Source organism: Mycolicibacterium neworleansense, assembly GCF_001245615.1.
In the GTDB taxonomy this organism is placed as follows: domain Bacteria; phylum Actinomycetota; class Actinomycetes; order Mycobacteriales; family Mycobacteriaceae; genus Mycobacterium; species Mycobacterium neworleansense.
The window spans coordinates 878,764-896,032 of record NZ_CWKH01000002.1 but is presented as its reverse complement, the minus strand read 5'-3'; the positions used below and the strand labels follow the sequence as shown (position 1 = coordinate 896,032).

The window sequence follows — 17,269 nt, the reverse complement described above, 5'->3', positions numbered from 1 at the left end:
TCGGCATTAGCGTGCGCAGCATGAAATTGCGCATCGCCGTGGGCGTGCTGGTGCTGGCTGTCCTGGCGTTGCTGCTGAACGAACTTGTGGTGACCAAGACGCATCGCCAGGCCGAGCCGCTGGCCGGCGGGCACGTGCTGGAGCTGGACGGTCCCGATCTCAACGTGCGGGAGTACGGGCCTTCGGGGGAGCGTGCCGTGGTGTTGCTGCACGGGTATTCGGCCTCGATCGAATGGTGGGAGCAGGTGGCCCCGCAGCTGGCCCGCGATCAGCGGGTGATCGCGATCGATCTGGTCGGCCACGGCGGCTCGGAGGCGCCCGGCGAGGCTGCTCCCTATCAGTCGGCCGAGCAGGCCAAGGCGGTGCACAATGCGCTGGTGCGGCTCGGTGTGCGGCGCGCGGTACTGATCGGGCATTCGATGGGCGGAGCCGTCTCGGCGGAGCTGGCCCGGCAGTATCCGGATCTGGTGGACCGGGTCGTGGTGTCCGATACCCCGGCGGCCGATGACCTGGTCAGCATGCCGTTGCTCGGAAAGATGGTGTGCTGGCCGGTGATCGGGCCGGCGCTGGACCGGTTTCGCACCGTGGATGCCATTACCGAGAGTTCGCTGCAGACCGGATTCGCCGCCGACTACCCGGTGCCCGATTACGCCCACCGCTCGTTGGAACGCCTCACCTATGCCGGGGTCTGTGACTCCACCGAGGGGCCACATCCGGTAGTCGAAACCCTTGCCGCACTGCACAAGCCGGTGTTGGTGCTGTGGGGAGACCAGGATGTGCTGACCCCGACGGCTCCCAACGTCGAGCGTTACACCGCGGCCGGGCTGGTGCCCGTGGTGATCAAAGGTTCCGGCCATACCCCGATGGTCGAGCAGCCCGAGCAGTTCCTGGCCGCGGTGACCGACTTCGTCAAGAACCCAGCCCCCGGGAGATGACCAGGCGCTGAATCTGGTTGGTGCCCTCGAAGATCTGGGTGATCTTGGCTTCCCGCATGTAACGCTCCACCCGGAAGTCGCGGGTATAGCCGACGCCGCCGAACACCTGCACGGCATCGGTGGTGACCTTCATGGCGGCGTCGGTGGCGATCAGCTTGGCGACGCTGGCCTGTGTCGAGTAGGGCAAGCCGAGATCGCGCCGGCGGGCAGCGTCCAGGTAGGTGGCCCGCGCGCTGACCACAGCGGCGGCCATGTCGGCCAGCAGGAAACCCAGGCCCTGGTGGTCGAGAATCTTGCGGCCGAAGGTCGTTCGTTCACCTGCGTAGCGCACAGCCTCGTCCAGGGCCGCCTGGGCGATGCCGACCGCCACGGCGGCGATACCGAGCCGGCCGGAGTCCAGTGCGGAGAAGGCGATCGAAAGGCCTTGTCCCTCTTGGCCGATCAATCGGTCGGCGTCCAGGCGGGCATTATCGTAGAACGCCGAGGTGGTGGGCACCGCGTGCAGGCCCATCTTCTCCTCGGGCTTGCCGAAGCTCAGCCCGTCGAGATCGGCGGGGACCAGGAAACAGGAGATGCCCTTGCTGCCCTCGCCGGTGCGCGCGAACAGGGTGTAGAAATCGGCCTTGCCGCCATGGGTGATCCAGGCCTTGGAGCCATTGAGTACGTACGCGTCGCCGTCGCGGGTGGCCTTGCAGCTCAGTGCGGCGGCGTCGGAGCCGGCCTGCGGCTCGGACAGGCTGTAGGCACCGATCTGCTCACCGGAGAGCATGCCCGGCAGCCAGCGCTGCTTCTGCTCCTCGGTGCCGTAGGCCAGCAGCGGGTGCGATGAGAGGCTGTGCACGCTGACCGCGACCCCGACGGCGGCCCAACGTGCCGCGATCTCTTCGAGGACCTGCAGGTACACCTCGTACGGCTGCCCTGCCCCACCCCACTCCTCGGGCTGGGGCAGGCTCAACAACCCGGCCGCGCCGAGCTGCGCGAAGACGCCCTCGGGATACGTCTCGGCCTTCTCGTGCTCGTCGACGATCGGGTCGAGCACCTTGTCGGCGATGTCGCGAGTGAGCTCGATGAGCGCGCGCGCCTCATCGGAAGGGAGCAGGCGGTCAACAGGCATACTTGCACATCCTAGTTTTCCGGAGGCAGGTCATGGGCTGGGGGTGTGCAGCAGTCCGGCGATATCGGGATCGAGTTGTTGCAGCGCGACGATGACAGCGACCCGGTAGTCACGCCCGATCTGCGAGCGCACGGTGGTGGTGCGTCCCCGCCGCTCGGGTGGGCGGATTTCTTCGATGCGCGCTTCGAGGGCGACGATGAGTTCTTCGAACTCGGTGATGAGCCCGGACAGGATGAGGATTTCCGGATCGAGCACCGCTTCGATCAGGATCGCCGTGCGGGCCATCTGGTCGATGACGTCGCCGATGATCTTCTGGGAGTGCGGGTTTCGGGCTGTTTCCTGCGCCACCGCGTCGAGGTCGATCTCCTTGAGCGGCATGCCCTCGGTGTGCGGTGCGACCGATTGCATGGCGTGCAGCGACATGCCGGCGTTGACGCAGCCGATGCGCCCGCATGCGCATTTGGCTTGGCTGCCGGCCACAGGCATGTGACCGATCGCGCCGGCGACGCCACTCGCCCCCGGGTACGGACGTCCGCCGATGATCAGGCCGACGTTGAAGTGTCCGCCGCAATTGAGTAGCACGGCGGAACGCACCTCTCTGGCCTCGCCGGCGATCGTCTCGGCCAGCGTCATGGCCTGGGTGGTGTCCTGGACGGCGGTCGGGACACCCAGCGCATCGGAGACCGGCTTGCCCAGTTCCACCTCGGACCAGCCGAGCGCTTTCGATTCGATGACGAATCCTCTTGTGCTGTCGACGAATCCAGGAAGACAAATCCCGGCGGCGGCCACTGAGCTGTCCGTGGCCTCCTCGATCACCTGCTTGCCGATCCGGATGATCGAGCGGATCACGGAAGCGGGGGTGCGGCCGGCAGTCGGGGTCTCTTCCTCGCGTGAGATGTTGCCGGTTGCGTCGGCGAGGGCGATGCGTGCCCGACGCTCGTCGATCCAGATGCCGAGTACCCGTCGTGCCTGCGGGTTGCAGCCCAGCAGCTTGCGCGGACGGCCACGGTAACCCGGACCTTCGACCCGGTCGTCCAGTTCGATCAGGGTTCCGTCATCGATCAACTCGCCGACTATTGCGGTGATCGAGGGACGGCTCAGTCCGAGCCGATCGGCCAAGTCGGCCCGGGCCAGCGGACCCTCGGTCCGAAGCAGGTGGACGACGCGTTGGCGATGCAACAGGTGCAACACCTGCTTTTCCTGCCGCGCCGATTCTGACCGTTTCAGCAGAACCTCCTTGACGGTCTCAACAATATGCTGCTATTAAGTTCGTCACAGAAATTAAATCGGCCTAGGGCATCGGAGCCGCGCCATGACTGCTGTCAACCCGCTCATCCATCCGCAGTTCCCCTCCACTCCTTCGGGCAATCGTGTGGCCCGGCCGTATCTCACCGGACATTACCGGCAGACCTACATCGGCTCCGTCAACTCTGATGCCGGGGCGGACGGGCGGAACGTGTAGCGGCCAACGCTGACGCCCTCGAAACGCACCTCTCACCGGATCGCCCCCGTGGTCCGGTGGGAGGTGTTGGCGTGCAACGGATTTGAGTCATCGATCCGGTGTCCTTCTGAAATTCTCGCAATTCTGCCAATCGGCCCACGGCGGCGCCGAAACGTGCTTTATTAAATTTGTCAATCCAATTAAACCTGCCCGCAAGGCAACTGGAGTTCCCCATGACTGTTGTCAATCCGCTCATCAATCCGCAGTTCGACGCCCATCCATCTCGCCGGACACTTCAAGCTACCGGTCGTGTAGGTGCCTACAGCGGCATCGTGGTGACGGGATGGCTGGTCGCCGCACTCGCTTCCGGATACGGCGTGGCCGCCGCGGACCCCACCGATACATCCTCCCCGGACTCGTCCACGTCGACCTCCGCGAATGCGACGGGTGGTGAAACCGCAGCTGGGCCAACCGCCGGCGGTGCTCCGGGCGCGAACTCCCCGTCGGACGGTCCCGGCAAGAGCTGGGCCAAGAAGTCGCTCAAGCCGAAGCGGTCGGGCAAGACGTCATCGACCAAGGAGTTGGCGCCGGGCGTGACGGTCAGCAGCAGTGGCGGGGCGCAGAAGGACTCTGGCAAACCTGAAGGTCTCCCCGGAGCGGTCGAGGCGCGCCTGAAGGCGTTGTCGTCGATACCGGACCAGGTGCGCGAGAGTGTGCTGACTCGCAATGACGGCCCGGAGAAGCCGGTGCTGTCACTGCCGACGCTCTCGCTTCCGGAAATCTCGTTGCCGGACGTTGCGTCGCCGCGCGCGCCGGAGGTCGTGTCGGATCTCGATGCGAAAACCGGCGTTCCGGTCGGGCCGCTCAAGCTCGGTGACACCCTCGAGCGGTCGCTGGCGAAAGCCAGGGAGGTCACCGACCGGGTCGAGCAGGTGACCGGCACGATCGGCGAGCGGGTGACAGAAAAGGTCTCCGAGAAGATCGGCAACGCGGGTTTGGCTACGACGAAGGCCGATTCTGCGTCCATCGCTGCCGCGAGCGATATCCGTACCACGGCCGAGGCCGTTCCCACACCCGCGCTCCGGGCCGAGAACCCGGCCGAAGGTGCTCTGGGGGTGTTGAACAACATCGTCACCACGGTGCTGAATCCGTTCCTCGCGCCGGCGCCGGAATCGCCGGAGCCGTTCACGCCGATCATGTGGGCCGCACTGGCCTGGGTCCGGCGTAACGCGTTCAATCAGGCGCCAGTGGTCAGCAGCCCCACCACAACGGTGCAGACCGGGCAGACGGTGACCGGCAACATCGGCGTCACCGACGCCGAGGGTGACGCGTTGACCTACACGGTCACCAAAGCGCCCGAGCACGGCACCCTGACGATCAACCAGGAAACAGGTGAGTTCACCTACACGCCCGACGACATCAACTACGAAGCAGCGCAGACGGATTCATTCACGATATCGGTCACCGACGGCAACAGGATCAATCTGCTGAGCCTGTTCAAGCCACGCACCGCTCAGAACGACATCGACGTCACGGTGCTCAATCCCACCGTCGAGCGCGTCATCCTTGACCTCCCCGACGGCATCAGGAACCCGAACACGCCACGCTTCTCGGAGGACGGTCAGTCCATCTACTTCGGGGCCACACCCGCCGACGGCGGTCGCCAGGAGATCTACCGGATCAGCGTCGATGGCTCAAATGTCGAGTGCATCACCTGCGGTGTGTCCCCGGAAGTCACCGCGGGTCTGTCGAGAGTCGTTCCCTTCCAGGATGGTTCGGGCCGGTTGATGATCCAGGTGACGACGAGTCCGAACTCCTACGTCGTCTACGAAGAGACAGCGGACGGCAAACAGCTGGTACCCGTCATCACGCCACCTTCTGGTGCACGTGCCATCGATCCGCAACGTGAGATGAGAATCTCGCCGGACGGCACGCACGTGTTGTTCAGCCAGATCCAGATGACCTCGACGGGTCTCATCACGGCGGTACCGGTGGTGGGCCGGCTGGAGCGCACGGACGCCGGATATGAAATCGCAGACGCCCGTGTGGTTTACCCCGTCGGTGAAGGCAAGCAGTGGACCCCCGACGGTAAGGGCGTGATCATCCTCGGCGGCCGCTATGAGGCAGGCAATGTCGATGACATCGTGGTCGACCTGGAGACCGGGGAGGTCACCCGGCTGACCGGCAACCTCGATTACGACGAGGACATCGACATGTCCCCCAACGGGCAATGGATCGCGGTAGGCAGCACCCGTGGGTATGACGCGCTGACGCCGATGTCGCGGATCGTGCGGCCGGCATTCCTGCCGGCGGACATCCAAGGTGCGGTGTACGAGAAGTACCGGGGAACCGGGGATTCCACCAATATCACGAACCAGGAGTGGGTCATCGCAATCGAGGATGACCTCGAGGGCGAGAACGGGATTCCGGTGTTCGTCGACGGCGACGGATACACCGCCCGGAGCATGGCGAGCTGGAACAACACCGGAGATGCGGTGGCATTCTGGGAGGCCAGCGGTGCTGATGAGACAGACACCCGGTTGGTCATCGCCAAGCTGAACTACACCACCAGTGTCGGCCCGGTGCAGGGTGATCGCACCACCCCGGATCCGACGTGGGCTCCCGAACTCAAGACCTACGTGCCGAGCACGGCACCGCTGCCGCCCACCGGAACCTACGCCGGTGCCGGTGGCGGCACAGCGGTGGTCACCGAGGTCAGCGACCCGACGACGGGTCACATCGTCCGCACCGTCACCTACACCGATTACGTCAATGAGCAGGGAATGATCCTCAACGGCAGCGAGTCCACGGACACGACTGCCAGCCAGTCCAGCATCCACTACGTCGCCGACATCACCGTCACGGGTACGCACACCGGCTACCTCGACGCCGATGCCACCATCAACAAGCTTCAGCGGACCATGACCGGCCACATCACCTCCGACCTGGACGGTGACGTGCAGAGCGTCAACGATCAGGACAGGATCGACGAGGACCGGGCAAACATGTAGTCCCTGAACAGCTCTGAACACACCGACCGCTCCGGCCCGCTCACCTCACGGCGAGGGTGTCGGAGCGGTCGGCGTTCAGCGCATTCGGGCGATGATCTGGATCTCGACCAGCGCACCCGGCACGGCCAGCTCGGTCACGCCGACCGCGGTCCATGCCGGGTACGGTTCGGCCACGAACTCATCTTTGACCTCGCCGAACACCTGCACGTGTTGTTGCAGGCCGACGTGGTAGCTGGTGATGTCGGTGACGTCGGCGAACGTCAGCCCCGCCTCGGTGAGCAAGCCGCTCAGGTTCTCGAAAGCCTGCGTGAACTGCGCCCGTGGATCCTCGGCCACGCTCATGTCGGGGCGGATGCCGATCATCCCCGAGCAGCGCAGGTGATCGCCGTCGATCACCGCGGGTGCGAAGTGGTGGGCGTAGTACATCGGTTGCATCCACTGTGGGACAACTATTTTCATCTGCGACTCCTCGTTCAGCGCAGCTGCGCGAAGTACTCGGGATGGTAGGGCTCGCCCGGTGTCTGCGAGGGATCGTTGAGTGCGCTGACGTCGTGGGCGAACTCGGGTCTCGCGTCGGGCACCGGCCGGTAGAACAGCTGATCGCCGAAGAACCGGAGCACCAGCGTATGGCGGTCGGGACAGTCGGGGGACACCGGGGCGCCGCCGGGTTCAGGTCCCGGGAGATGACGTCCCAGGACGCCGGATCCTTGGCCCGGTCCGCCTCGATGTCCGGCAGCCGGGGCCAATCCGAATCGGGCCACAGCGGCTTGGTGGGGTCGGCCGGATCGGTGTATGTCGTGCCGTCGTACTGGACTCCGGCGTGGGATCCAGATGTTGAGCAGGTGCGGGCCGTCGGCGGGCATGTAGGCGGTGTCCTGGTGCGGACCGGACGCGAAAGCCCCCTATTTCCGGAGAAATAGGGGGCTTTGACGTCTGCTGGGCAGAGAGGGTTACACGTGCTCAGCCACGGGCAGGGCCGCGAGGATGTCGTTGACGCGGTCCCGGGCGTCGCCGAACAGCATCTGGGTGTTCTCGCGGAAGAACAGCGGATTCTGCACACCGGCGTAGCCCGAGGCCATGGATCGCTTGAACACGATGACGTGGTCGGCGTTCCACACCGTGAGCACCGGCATGCCGGCGATCGGGCTGCCAGGATCTTCGGCGGCGGCCGGGTTGACGGTGTCGTTGGCGCCGATGACGAGCACGACGGAGGTGCCGTCGAAGTCGTCGTTGATCTCGTCCATCTCCAGCACGATGTCGTAGGGCACCTTGGCCTCGGCCAGCAGCACGTTCATGTGCCCGGGCAGGCGGCCGGCGACCGGGTGGATACCGAAGCGGACGTTGACGCCGCGCTCACGCAGCTTGCGGGTCAGGTCGGCCACGCCGTACTGGGCCTGGGCCACGGCCATGCCGTAACCCGGCGTGATGATCACCGAGTCGGCGTGGGCCAGCAGCTCGGCCGCACCCTCGGCGTTGATCTCGCGGTGCTCGCCGTAGTCCTTGTCCTCGGCCGGGCCGGCCTCGATGCCGAAGCCGCCGGCGATCACCGAGATGAACGACCGGTTCATGGCCTTGCACATGATGTAGGACAGGTAGGCACCGGAGGAGCCGACGAGGGCGCCGGTGATGATCAGCAGATCGTTACCGAGCAGGAAGCCGGAAGCGGCTGCGGCCCAACCGGAGTAGCTGTTGAGCATCGACACCACGACGGGCATGTCGCCGCCGCCGATGGAGGCCACCAGGTGCCAGCCCAGCAGCAGCGCGAGCACGGTCACGACGATGAGCAGCCACAGGTGCGGCTCGATGACGAACCACACGGTCAGCGCGGCGAACACCACGAGCGCGCCGATGTTGAGGAAGTTCTTGCCCGGCAGCATCAGCGGCGCGGACTTCATGCGGGCCGAGAGCTTCAGGTTGGCCACGATCGAACCGGTGAAGGTGACCGCACCGATGAAGACGCCGATGAACACCTCAGCCGAGTGGATGCCGAGCATGCCGTCACGGGCCAGCGCGGCGGCTTCGGCGCCGGCCGCGTCGCCCTCCACGTGCAGGTAGCCGTTCCAGCCGACCAGGACGGCAGCCAGACCGACGAAGCTGTGCAGGAGCGCGATCAGTTCGGGCATGCCGGTCATCTCGACGACCTTGGCGCGCCACAGACCGATCGCGGCGCCGACGATCATGGCGCCGACCAGCAGGGCCAGGCCCAGCGGTTCGATCTTGTGCTCGAAAGCCAGCGCGATGGTCGCGACCAGCGCGACCGCCATGCCGACGATGCCGAAAGTGTTGCCGGCTCGGGAGGTCTCGTGCTTGGAGAGCCCGGCCAGCGCCAGGATGAACAGCAGGGCCGCGACGACGTAGGCGGCCGTGGCAACGTTTTCTAGGGTGAACATGGAATCCATTCCAAAGTCTTTGTGGGCACGCAGGTTCTAGCTGCGGGAGAACATCGCGAGCATGCGACGCGTCACCGCGAAGCCGCCGAATACGTTGATGCTGGCCAGCAGGATCGCGCAGGTCGCGATCGCGGTTACCAGCGCGTTGCCGTGGCCGACCTGAAGCAGGGCACCCACCACGATGATTCCGGAGATCGCGTTGGTCACCGACATCAGCGGGGTGTGCAGCGCGTGGTGCACGTTGCCGATCACGTAGTAGCCGATCACGATCGCCAGCGCGAACACGGTCAGGTGGACCTGCAATGCGGCCGGGGAGATCGCGATCAGGGCGAAGATCGCGGCCGCCGCGGCGAACGTGACGGCCAACCGGCGTCCCGTCGACATCGGCTGCTTCTCTTCCTTTACCACCGGGGCCGCCGCGGCGGGCTGTGCGGCCGGGGCGGCCGAGACCTGCACCGGCGGCGGGGGCCAGGTGGTCTCGCCGTCGCGCACCACGGTCATCGAGCGCTGCACCACGTCGTCCCAGTCGAGGACGACCTTGCCGTCCTTCTCCGGGGTCAGCAGCTTGAGCAGGTTCACCAGGTTGGTGCCGTAGAGCTGTGAGGCCTGCGCAGGCAGGCGGCCGGCCAGGTCGGTGTAGCCGATGATCGTCACACCGTTGTCGGTGACGATCGCCTGGTCCTTGACGGTGCCCTCGACGTTGCCGCCGTTGGCCGCGGCCATGTCGACGATGACGCTGCCGGCCTTCATCGAGGCGACCATCTCGGCGGTGATGATGCGCGGCGCGGGCTTGCCGGGGATCAGTGCGGTCGTGACGATGATGTCGACGTCCTTGCACTGCTCGGCGTACAACGCGGCCTCGCGGGCCTTGTAGTCGTCGTCCATCTCCTTGGCGTAGCCGGTGGCCGAGACTTCGGCGTTCTCGTTCGCCACGGACAGGTATTCGCCGCCGAGCGAGGCGACCTGATCGGCGACCTCGGGCCGCGGGTCGGTGGCCCGCACGATGGCACCCAGGCTGCCTGCCGCGCCGATGGCGGCCAGACCGGCCACACCCGCGCCGACCACGAGCACCTTGGCCGGGGGCACCTTGCCCGCGGCGGTGACCTGGCCGGTGAAGAACCGGCCGAACGCGTGCGCGGCCTCGACCACGGCGCGGTAGCCGGCGATATTGGCCATCGAGGACAGCACGTCCAGGGACTGGGCGCGGGAGATACGCGGCACCGCGTCCATCGCCAGCACCGTGATGGGCCGGGTGGACAGCTTCTCGACAAGCTCGGGCTTGAGCGCGGGTGAGATCAAGCTCACCAGCGTCGCTCCGTCGCGCAGCTTGCCGACCTCGGCATCATCAGGCGCGTTGACCTTCAGCACGACGTCGGCGTCCCACGGCGTGCCGATCTCGGCACCGGCCTCTACATAGGCGGCGTCGGAGAAGCTCGAGGCAGCACCGGCGCCGTTTTCTACGACTACCTCATAGCCGAGCTTGATAATCTGTCCGACAGTCTGCGGCGTGGCGGCGACGCGCGTTTCACCAGTCAGGGACTCGCGCGGTATCCCGATGATCATCGATTTCCGGTCCGATCTAGTTGGTTGGGCATGGAAGAGTGTCGCATTGCATGTGGAATCCCTGAGGACCCCCCATGTCGATAAGCGGTGTGCTCATGGTGTGGCATAGCGTCTGACCTGCTCAGATGGGTTCGAGCCGGCCGAGAAGATCACACAAATGGGGGATATCCGGTCAGTCCGTCACAGCCAGTCTCGGCGTTTGAACATCACGTACAGCAAAATCACCAGCACGACGATCAGCGCGGTGCTCGCGATGAAGCCGACGACGGTGTTGATCCCCGGATACATGACGTTCTGGCCGTAGAAGCCCGTGATGGCGGTCGGCACCGCGATGATCGCGGCCCAGCCGGTGAGTTTCTTCATCACGGTGTTGAGCCGCGCGTCCTGCAGCGACAAGTTGGTCTCGAACACGGTGGTGACCATGTCGCGCAGCGATTCGGTCCACTCCGAGGCACGCAGTACGTGGTCGTACAGGTCGGCGTAGAGCGGGTCGAGTTCGGGCGAGGTGGGCGAATCGAGCCGGCGATGCTGGATGGTGCTGACCACCTCGCGCATCGGCAGCACCACCCGGCGCAGCTCGACCAGATCCTTGCGCAGCTGGAAGGTCCGACGTTGCAGGCCGCGCCGCGGACCACCGTCGTCGAACAGTTCGTCCTCGAGTCCTTCGATCGCCTCGTCGAGCGCCTCGACGGCCTCGAAGTGCCCGTCCACCACGACGTCGAGCAGGCCGTGCACCAACGAACCGACGCCGTATCGCTGGCCGCCGAGATCATCGAAGCGTTGGGACACCTGGTTCATATCGAATTCGGTGGCATCGCCGTTGACGCTGGGCAGCCGGACGGTGATCAGGCCGCGCGGCAGGACGAATGCCGAGATCCGGTGCTTCACCAACAGGGACGTGTTGGGTGCCGCGCCCTGATGGGGCTCGCGGGTGTCCACGGCGTACACCGTGAAGAACGTATGTGTGTGGTAGACCGAGACTTTCGTGCGTTCCTTGGGGGCGACCGCGTCCTCGACGGCCCAGATGTTGAGCCCGAGCTCCTTGGCCAGGTCGCGAAGTGCATCGTGGTCCGGGTCGTAGATGTCGGCCCACACCAAGGTGTCCTCATCGGCCAGGCAGTCGGAGATGGCCGAGAACGTGAAACCGTCGTCGACCGGCTGTCCGGATCGCCATACGCGGCCCCGCACCTGTTTCACGAGCCGGTCACCATCGGCAGCAGGTAGGAGCGGACATAGTCGCGGGTGTCCTCCAGGCTGGCGAGTTTGATGCCGGTGTGCGGAGTCACGATGAACGACAACGTAAGTCGGGTGTGCAACTCAGCCACGGTGCGGATGTGGCGTTCCTGCGCCGGGGTGGTCTCGTTGTCCCCGTACAGGTCGGTGCGTAATTGTCCGGCCGAGTAGTCGGTGGCGAAATCGATGATGGCTCCGGCGTCGACGGTCAGGCTCGGCAGGATCGTCTCAGGTTCGGTGCGCAGCAGCTTCTTCAGCAGCGCGTGGTCCCGCAGGAAGGTCACCGTGAAGACGGTGCCATAGACGAGGCGGTCTTCCAGGTTTTCGGCGTGGGCCCGCGCCGCCGCGCTGCCCTCGAGGTAGCGGCGCGCCTCCGAGAGCACGAGGGCATCGATGAGGGCGTCCTTCGTCGGAAACCGCCGATAGAGCGTGGCGCGCCCGACGCCGCTGCGGCGGGCCACGTCCTCCATCGTCGTTCGCCGGATTCCGACCAGTTCCGCCTGCTCGAGGGTGGCGGACAAGATCCGGGTGCTGATCGGGTCGGGATCGCGGACACGGGCCAGCACCGCGGGATCCGGTTCGGCCAGGCGCCGCACGAAGTCCGCTGTTCGCGTGGAAGTCACCAATTCCCTCCTTGCCCGCACGTCCTGTTGGCCGTAGCCTAGCGATCGAGACTAGCGAGACGTTTAATGTATCTATGTCTCACTGTCTCACCATAGTGGTCCGGGCCGACGAGGGAGGGCGTTATGAGCATCGGATTGAAGACCCGCTGGCTGGCGCTGCACGCCGTACCGAAGGCGTTCATGTCGATTCAAGGCCGAATGCGCAATCCGATGGGCGCGCTGATCTCCAGTCACGGCAAGGGCATCGACCCCTATCCGCTGATGGAACAGATCCGCCGTCGCGGCCCACTGGTGAAGACCCCGTTCGTCTGGGTCACCGTCGACCACGAAGTGGCTCGGGACGTCCTGCGGGACAAACGGTTCGGCGTCACGCCACCCACCGGGATGGGAATGCCGAAGCCGGTGCAGCTGCTGCTGGACCGGACCGATCCGAAAGTGGCCAATCCGGTCGAGCCGCCGGCGATGGTCATCGTCGACCCGCCGGCGCACACGCAGTACCGGCAGCTGGTGGCGCAAAGCTTCACCCCGCGCGCGATCGAGAAACTCGATGCCAGGGTCGCCGAGGTCACCGCTGACCTCATCGACCGGCTCGCCGGCGCGTCTCGACCGGACCTGATCGCGGATTTCGCCGCTGTTCTTCCGGTCGCCATGATCGCCGAGATCCTCGGCCTGTCGGGCGAATCCCATGCGCAACTACTGGAGTGGGGGCACGACGGGGCGCCACTGCTCGATATCGGGATCCCATGGCGGACCTACCGCCGCGGGATCGACGGGATGCGTGGACTCGGCGGCTTCCTCGCCGACCATTTCGACCAGGTTCGCGCCGGGGCCGCCGACGACAACCCGTTCACGAAGATGGCCGCCGACCACAGCCTCACCGACCACGAACTCTCCGCCAACGCAGCGCTTCTCATCGGTGCCGGCTTCGAAACCACGGTAAACCTGATCGGCAACGGGATCGTGCTGTTGCAGCAGCATCCCGATCAGCTCGCCCTGCTGCGCGATAACCCGGACTTGTGGCCGGCGGCGGTGGAAGAGATCCTGCGTATCGAGAGCCCGGTGCAGATGACTGCGCGCACAGCGCAATGCGACGTCGAGATCGCCGGGCAGCGGGTGCCGGCGGGCGCCATGGTCGCAGTGCTGTTGGGCGGCGCCAACCGGGATCCGCGCGTATTCAGTGACCCGACGCGCTTCGACGTCACCCGGCCCAACGCCCGTGACCACCTGGCCTTCGCCTCGGGCATCCATGTCTGCCTGGGCGCGGCGCTGGCCCGGATCGAAGGCGCCACCGCACTGCGCGCACTGTTCGAGGCATACCCCGACCTGCGGCTGACCGAGACACCGCGCCCGCGCGGGCTGGTCAACCTGCATGGCTATGTGAAGCTGCCGGCCCTGCTGGGGACCCGGCGCACCGAGCCGGCCGGGCTGGTCTGCTGAGCTGGGTACTCTCGGTGGGGACCTGCCAGATCTTGAACGCGAGGCCCACACCCCCATGACGGATTCCCCACTCGACGGACTAATGGCGCGTGTCGGCGGTGTCAGCGGCATGGTTTATTCGGCGCTACCGGTGACCGTGTACGCGACGGTCTCGGCCCTCTCCGGGCGGGTGCCCGCGATCGTCGCCGCCCTGGTGACAGCGGCCGCCGTGTTCGGCTGGCAGCTGCTGCGCCGTGAATCGGTCCGGCCCGCGCTGTGGGGGTTCGTCGGGGTGGCGGCCTGCGCGCTGCTGGCGCTGGTCACCGGTCAGGCCAAGGACTTCTACCTACCGGGCATCTGGATGTCGCTGGCCTCCGCCATCGTCATGACCGGCTCGATCCTGGTCCGGCGTCCGCTGGTCGGCGTCATCTGGGCCTGGGCCACCGGTCGCGACAGCACCTGGCGCCAGGTTCCCGGGGTGCGCCTGGTCTTCAACATCGTCACCGCGGTCTTGGCGACGGTGTCCTGGTCGCGGTTCCTGGTGCAGAACTACCTTTACGACACGGGGCAGGACGGGCTGCTCGCGGTGGCGCGGCTGGCGATGGGCTGGCCGCTTTTCGTCGTCACCACCACGCTGGTCCTGCTCAGTGCCCGGTACGCCATCCGGGCACTGCCTCGCTCGGTGACCTGACCGGCCAATAAACTCACCGCGATTTCAGCCCTTCTCGCACCGGGCTGATGTCGGTACCAATACCCGGGTGAACCCAACGCTGCCCGGTTGCTGTTGTCGCTGAAGCCAATCGCCACCCCCTGCCTTCAGCAACAGAAAGCTGCCCACAGTGTCTGTGTTCGTCGACATCGTCCCGGGTGAGACCGAAACCGGTCCGCCACGTCCCGCACCGTCCACCAACCCCTGGCGCGCCCGGCTGACCCGATCCGCCTTGCCGCTGCTGTCGGTCGTGGTGTTCTTCGTGGTGTGGCAGCTGGTCGCCTTGGCCGGCATCTGGAACCAGACATTCGTGCCGTATCCGTCCGCGGTCTGGCGCGCCTTCGTCGACGTCTCGACCACCCATGACGGCGCCCGCGGGTACGCCGGATACCTCCTCTACGAGCACCTCTATATGACGCTGCGCCGAGTGCTGGCCGGTGTCGTCATCGGCGTGGTGGTCGGAGTTCTGCTGGGCCTGTTGATGGGTTCGGTCGCTTGGCTGCGCAGCGTGCTCGAACCATGGCTGACATTCCTGCGCGCCCTGCCCCCGCTGGCCTACTTCTTTCTGCTGGTGATCTGGCTCGGCATCGACGAGGCACCCAAGATCACGCTGCTCGCGCTGGCCGCCCTGCCGCCGGCCGCGGTGGCCACGACGGCCGCTGTGGTCGCCGCTCCCATCGGGCTGCAGGAGGCGGCCCGGGCATTGGGAGCGTCACGGGCACAGGTCATCCGCGACGTCGTGGTGCCATCGGCGCTGCCGGAAACCTTCACCGGAATCCGGCTGGCCGTCGGGATGGCGTACTCGTCGGTGGTGGCTGCCGAACTGTTCAACGGCATCCCCGGCATCGGCGGATTGGTCAAGGACGCAAGCAATTACAACAACACGCCGGTCGTGCTGGTCGGGATCTTCGCCATCGGGATCTCGGGACTGGTCATCGACGGAGGTTTGCGGGCTGTCGAGCGACGGGCCGTCCCATGGAGAGGGAAGATATGAGACTGACGAAGCTGCTCACAGTGCTGGCTGCCGCAACGCTGGCCCTGGCCGGCTGCGCGGTGGGCCAGGACGGGGGGAACGGCAACGATCCTGCCAAGCCCACCATTCGCCTTGGCTACCAATCCTTTCCGAGTGGGGATCTGATCGTCAAGAACAACAAGTGGCTCGAAGAGGCACTGCCGGACTACAACATCAAGTGGACCAAGTTCGACTCCGGGGCCGACGTGAACACCGCGTTCATCGCCAAGGAGCTGGACTTCGGTGCCCTGGGCTCCAGCCCGGTGGCCCGCGGATTGTCGGCCCCGCTGAACATTCCGTACCAGGTGGCCTTCGTGCTGGACGTCGCCGGTGACAACGAGGCCCTGGTGGCCCGTGACGGCGCCGGCGTCAACTCGATCGCCGACTTGCGCGGCAAGCGCGTCGCCACCCCGTTCGCGTCCACCGCGCATTACAGTCTGCTGGCGGCCCTGGCGCAGAACGGCTTGTCGCCCAGTGATGTTCAGCTGATCGACCTCCAGCCGCAGGCCATCCTGGCGGCCTGGGAGCGGGGAGACATCGCCGCGGCGTACAGCTGGCTTCCGACGCTGGACCAGCTGCGCAAGACCGGCAAGGACCTGATCACCAGCCGGCAGCTGGCCAAGGACGGCAAGCCCACGCTCGATCTGGCCGCCGTCTCCGACGAGTTCTCCTCCGCCCATCCCGAGGTCGTCGACATCTGGCGCCAGCAGCAGGCCCGCGCGCTGAACGTGATCAAGAACGACCCGCAGGCCGCGGCCAAGGCAATCGCGGCTGAGGTCGGGCTCAGCCCGGAAGACGTTGCGGGACAGCTCAAGCAGGGCGTCTACCTGACGCCCGCCGAGGTGGCCTCACCCGAGTGGCTGGGAACCGACGGCGCACCGGGCAACCTCGCGGCCAACCTGCAGAGCGCATCGCAGTTCCTGGCGGATCAGAAGCAGATCCCGGCGGCCGCGCCGCTGCAGACGTTCAAGGACGCCATATACACCAAGGGGCTGCCGGATGTCATCGCCGCGCAGTGACGCCCCCGGCGGCCTGAAGATCAGCAATGTCGCACATCGCTACGGCCGTGGCGCGGATGAGGTGACCGCGCTCGGTCCGCTGGATCTGCACGTCGAGCCGGGCTCGTTCCTGGTCCTGGTGGGGGCGTCGGGCTGTGGCAAGAGCACCCTGCTGCGTCTGATCGCCGGGTTCGAAACCCCTTCCGAGGGTGAGGTTCACGTGGCGGGTACACCGCCGACGCCCGGGGTGACCTCGGGCGTGGTGTTCCAGCAGCCCCGGCTGTTCCCGTGGCGCACCGTCGGCGGCAATGTCGACCTGGCGCTCAAGTACGCCAAGGTACCGCGTGAGCGGCGGGCCGAGCGGCGTGAGGAACTGCTGGAACGTGTCGGGCTGGAGGGCACCGCCAAACGCAAGATCTGGGAGATCAGTGGCGGCCAACAGCAGCGTGTGGCGATCGCGCGGGCGCTGGCCGCCGAGACCCCGCTGTTCCTGCTGGACGAGCCGTTCGCGGCTCTGGATGCGCTGACCCGCGAGCGGTTGCAGGAGGATGTGCGACAGGTGAGCGCTGAGTCCGGTCGCACAACGGTTTTCGTGACGCACAGCGCCGACGAGGCCGCGTTCCTAGGCTCCCGGATCGTGGTGTTGACGCGGCGGCCGGGCAAGATCGCGCTGGACCTGCCGGTGGAACTGCCGCGCACCGGCGTCGACGCGCATGAACTGCGCCGCTCGCCGGAGTACCTCAAGTTGCGGACCGATGTCAGTGAGGCGGTCAAGCTGGCCGCCGCATAGGTATTGATGCCGAAAGTGACGCCATGGTCGTAAA

At 66.3% G+C, this 17,269-nt stretch carries 17 protein-coding genes; 9 read left to right on the top strand and 8 right to left on the bottom strand.

Annotated features, from left to right (window positions below):
* Positions 1 to 20 precede the first annotated feature (20 nt).
* Positions 21 to 935: an alpha/beta fold hydrolase gene (locus tag BN2156_RS19915; protein ID WP_090516687.1), complete on the top strand. Its 915-nt coding sequence runs from the start codon at positions 21 to 23 to the stop codon at positions 933 to 935.
* Here the strand turns inward: BN2156_RS19915 and BN2156_RS19910 are convergent.
* Both BN2156_RS19910 and BN2156_RS19905 read right to left on the bottom strand, forming a co-directional pair.
* Positions 910 to 2,049, bottom strand: a complete 1,140-nt coding sequence (locus BN2156_RS19910) for an acyl-CoA dehydrogenase family protein (RefSeq protein WP_090516686.1) — start codon at positions 2,047 to 2,049, stop codon at positions 910 to 912. The two genes, BN2156_RS19915 and BN2156_RS19910, sit on opposite strands and share 26 nt — an antisense overlap.
* A 30-nt stretch (positions 2,050 to 2,079) precedes the next feature.
* Positions 2,080 to 3,240 (bottom strand): ROK family transcriptional regulator, encoded by a 1,161-nt coding sequence (locus BN2156_RS19905; protein WP_090516685.1) that lies wholly within the window; start codon positions 3,238 to 3,240, stop codon positions 2,080 to 2,082.
* A 121-nt stretch (positions 3,241 to 3,361) separates the two neighbouring features.
* Here BN2156_RS19905 and BN2156_RS30735 point away from each other — a divergent pair, with 121 nt between their 5' ends.
* Both BN2156_RS30735 and BN2156_RS19900 read left to right on the top strand, forming a co-directional pair.
* Positions 3,362 to 3,511 (top strand): hypothetical protein, encoded by a 150-nt coding sequence (locus BN2156_RS30735; protein WP_159402854.1) that lies wholly within the window; start codon positions 3,362 to 3,364, stop codon positions 3,509 to 3,511.
* 212 nt (positions 3,512 to 3,723) lie between these two features.
* Positions 3,724 to 6,501, top strand: coding sequence for a cadherin-like domain-containing protein (locus tag BN2156_RS19900; protein ID WP_090516684.1), 2,778 nt, complete (start codon positions 3,724 to 3,726; stop codon positions 6,499 to 6,501).
* 75 nt (positions 6,502 to 6,576) lie between these two features.
* Here the strand turns inward: BN2156_RS19900 and BN2156_RS19895 are convergent, their stop codons facing one another.
* Both BN2156_RS19895 and BN2156_RS30585 read right to left on the bottom strand, forming a co-directional pair.
* Positions 6,577 to 6,960: a RidA family protein gene (locus BN2156_RS19895; protein ID WP_090516683.1), complete on the bottom strand. Its 384-nt coding sequence runs from the start codon at positions 6,958 to 6,960 to the stop codon at positions 6,577 to 6,579.
* Between the two features lie 14 nt (positions 6,961 to 6,974).
* A complete protein-coding gene (locus tag BN2156_RS30585; protein WP_131725182.1) occupies positions 6,975 to 7,154 on the bottom strand; it encodes a hypothetical protein in 180 nt (59 codons plus the stop codon).
* Positions 7,155 to 7,184: 30 nt separating this feature from the next.
* On the opposite strand from BN2156_RS30585, the gene BN2156_RS19890 reads away from it, so the two are divergent.
* Complete coding sequence (locus tag BN2156_RS19890) at positions 7,185 to 7,421, top strand: hypothetical protein (RefSeq protein ID WP_131725181.1); 237 nt, start codon at positions 7,185 to 7,187, stop codon at positions 7,419 to 7,421.
* A gap of 30 nt (positions 7,422 to 7,451) precedes the next feature.
* On the opposite strand, the gene pntB is transcribed toward BN2156_RS19890, so the two are convergent.
* The 4 genes from pntB to BN2156_RS19870 form a co-directional block, all read right to left on the bottom strand.
* A complete protein-coding gene (gene pntB, locus BN2156_RS19885) occupies positions 7,452 to 8,891 on the bottom strand; it encodes a Re/Si-specific NAD(P)(+) transhydrogenase subunit beta (protein ID WP_090517508.1) in 1,440 nt (479 codons plus the stop codon).
* Between the two features lie 36 nt (positions 8,892 to 8,927).
* The gene (locus BN2156_RS19880; protein WP_090516681.1) at positions 8,928 to 10,454 is read right to left on the bottom strand and encodes a Re/Si-specific NAD(P)(+) transhydrogenase subunit alpha; all 1,527 of its coding nucleotides are present in this window, start codon (positions 10,452 to 10,454) and stop codon (positions 8,928 to 8,930) included.
* Between the two features lie 180 nt (positions 10,455 to 10,634).
* A complete protein-coding gene (locus tag BN2156_RS19875; RefSeq protein ID WP_090516680.1) occupies positions 10,635 to 11,651 on the bottom strand; it encodes a magnesium transporter CorA family protein in 1,017 nt (338 codons plus the stop codon).
* A complete protein-coding gene (locus BN2156_RS19870; RefSeq protein ID WP_090516679.1) occupies positions 11,648 to 12,310 on the bottom strand; it encodes a TetR/AcrR family transcriptional regulator in 663 nt (220 codons plus the stop codon). Before BN2156_RS19870 ends, BN2156_RS19875 begins: the two co-directional genes overlap by 4 nt.
* 180 nt (positions 12,311 to 12,490) lie before the next feature.
* Here BN2156_RS19870 and BN2156_RS19865 point away from each other — a divergent pair, with 180 nt between their 5' ends.
* From BN2156_RS19865 to BN2156_RS19845, 5 genes are all read left to right on the top strand, one after another.
* Positions 12,491 to 13,747: a cytochrome P450 gene (locus BN2156_RS19865; RefSeq protein ID WP_407661745.1), complete on the top strand. Its 1,257-nt coding sequence runs from the start codon at positions 12,491 to 12,493 to the stop codon at positions 13,745 to 13,747.
* A 55-nt stretch (positions 13,748 to 13,802) separates the two neighbouring features.
* Entirely contained in the window at positions 13,803 to 14,417 is a 615-nt protein-coding gene (locus BN2156_RS19860) for a DUF3159 domain-containing protein (RefSeq protein WP_162490895.1), read from the top strand.
* 148 nt (positions 14,418 to 14,565) lie between these two features.
* Complete coding sequence (locus BN2156_RS19855) at positions 14,566 to 15,429, top strand: ABC transporter permease (protein ID WP_090516676.1); 864 nt, start codon at positions 14,566 to 14,568, stop codon at positions 15,427 to 15,429.
* Positions 15,426 to 16,466 (top strand): taurine ABC transporter substrate-binding protein, encoded by a 1,041-nt coding sequence (locus BN2156_RS19850; RefSeq protein ID WP_090516675.1) that lies wholly within the window; start codon positions 15,426 to 15,428, stop codon positions 16,464 to 16,466. Before BN2156_RS19855 ends, BN2156_RS19850 begins: the two co-directional genes overlap by 4 nt.
* Positions 16,447 to 17,235 (top strand): ABC transporter ATP-binding protein, encoded by a 789-nt coding sequence (locus BN2156_RS19845; RefSeq protein WP_090516674.1) that lies wholly within the window; start codon positions 16,447 to 16,449, stop codon positions 17,233 to 17,235. The genes BN2156_RS19850 and BN2156_RS19845 overlap by 20 nt, the downstream gene beginning before the upstream one ends.
* The last annotated feature ends 34 nt before the right edge of the window (positions 17,236 to 17,269 follow it).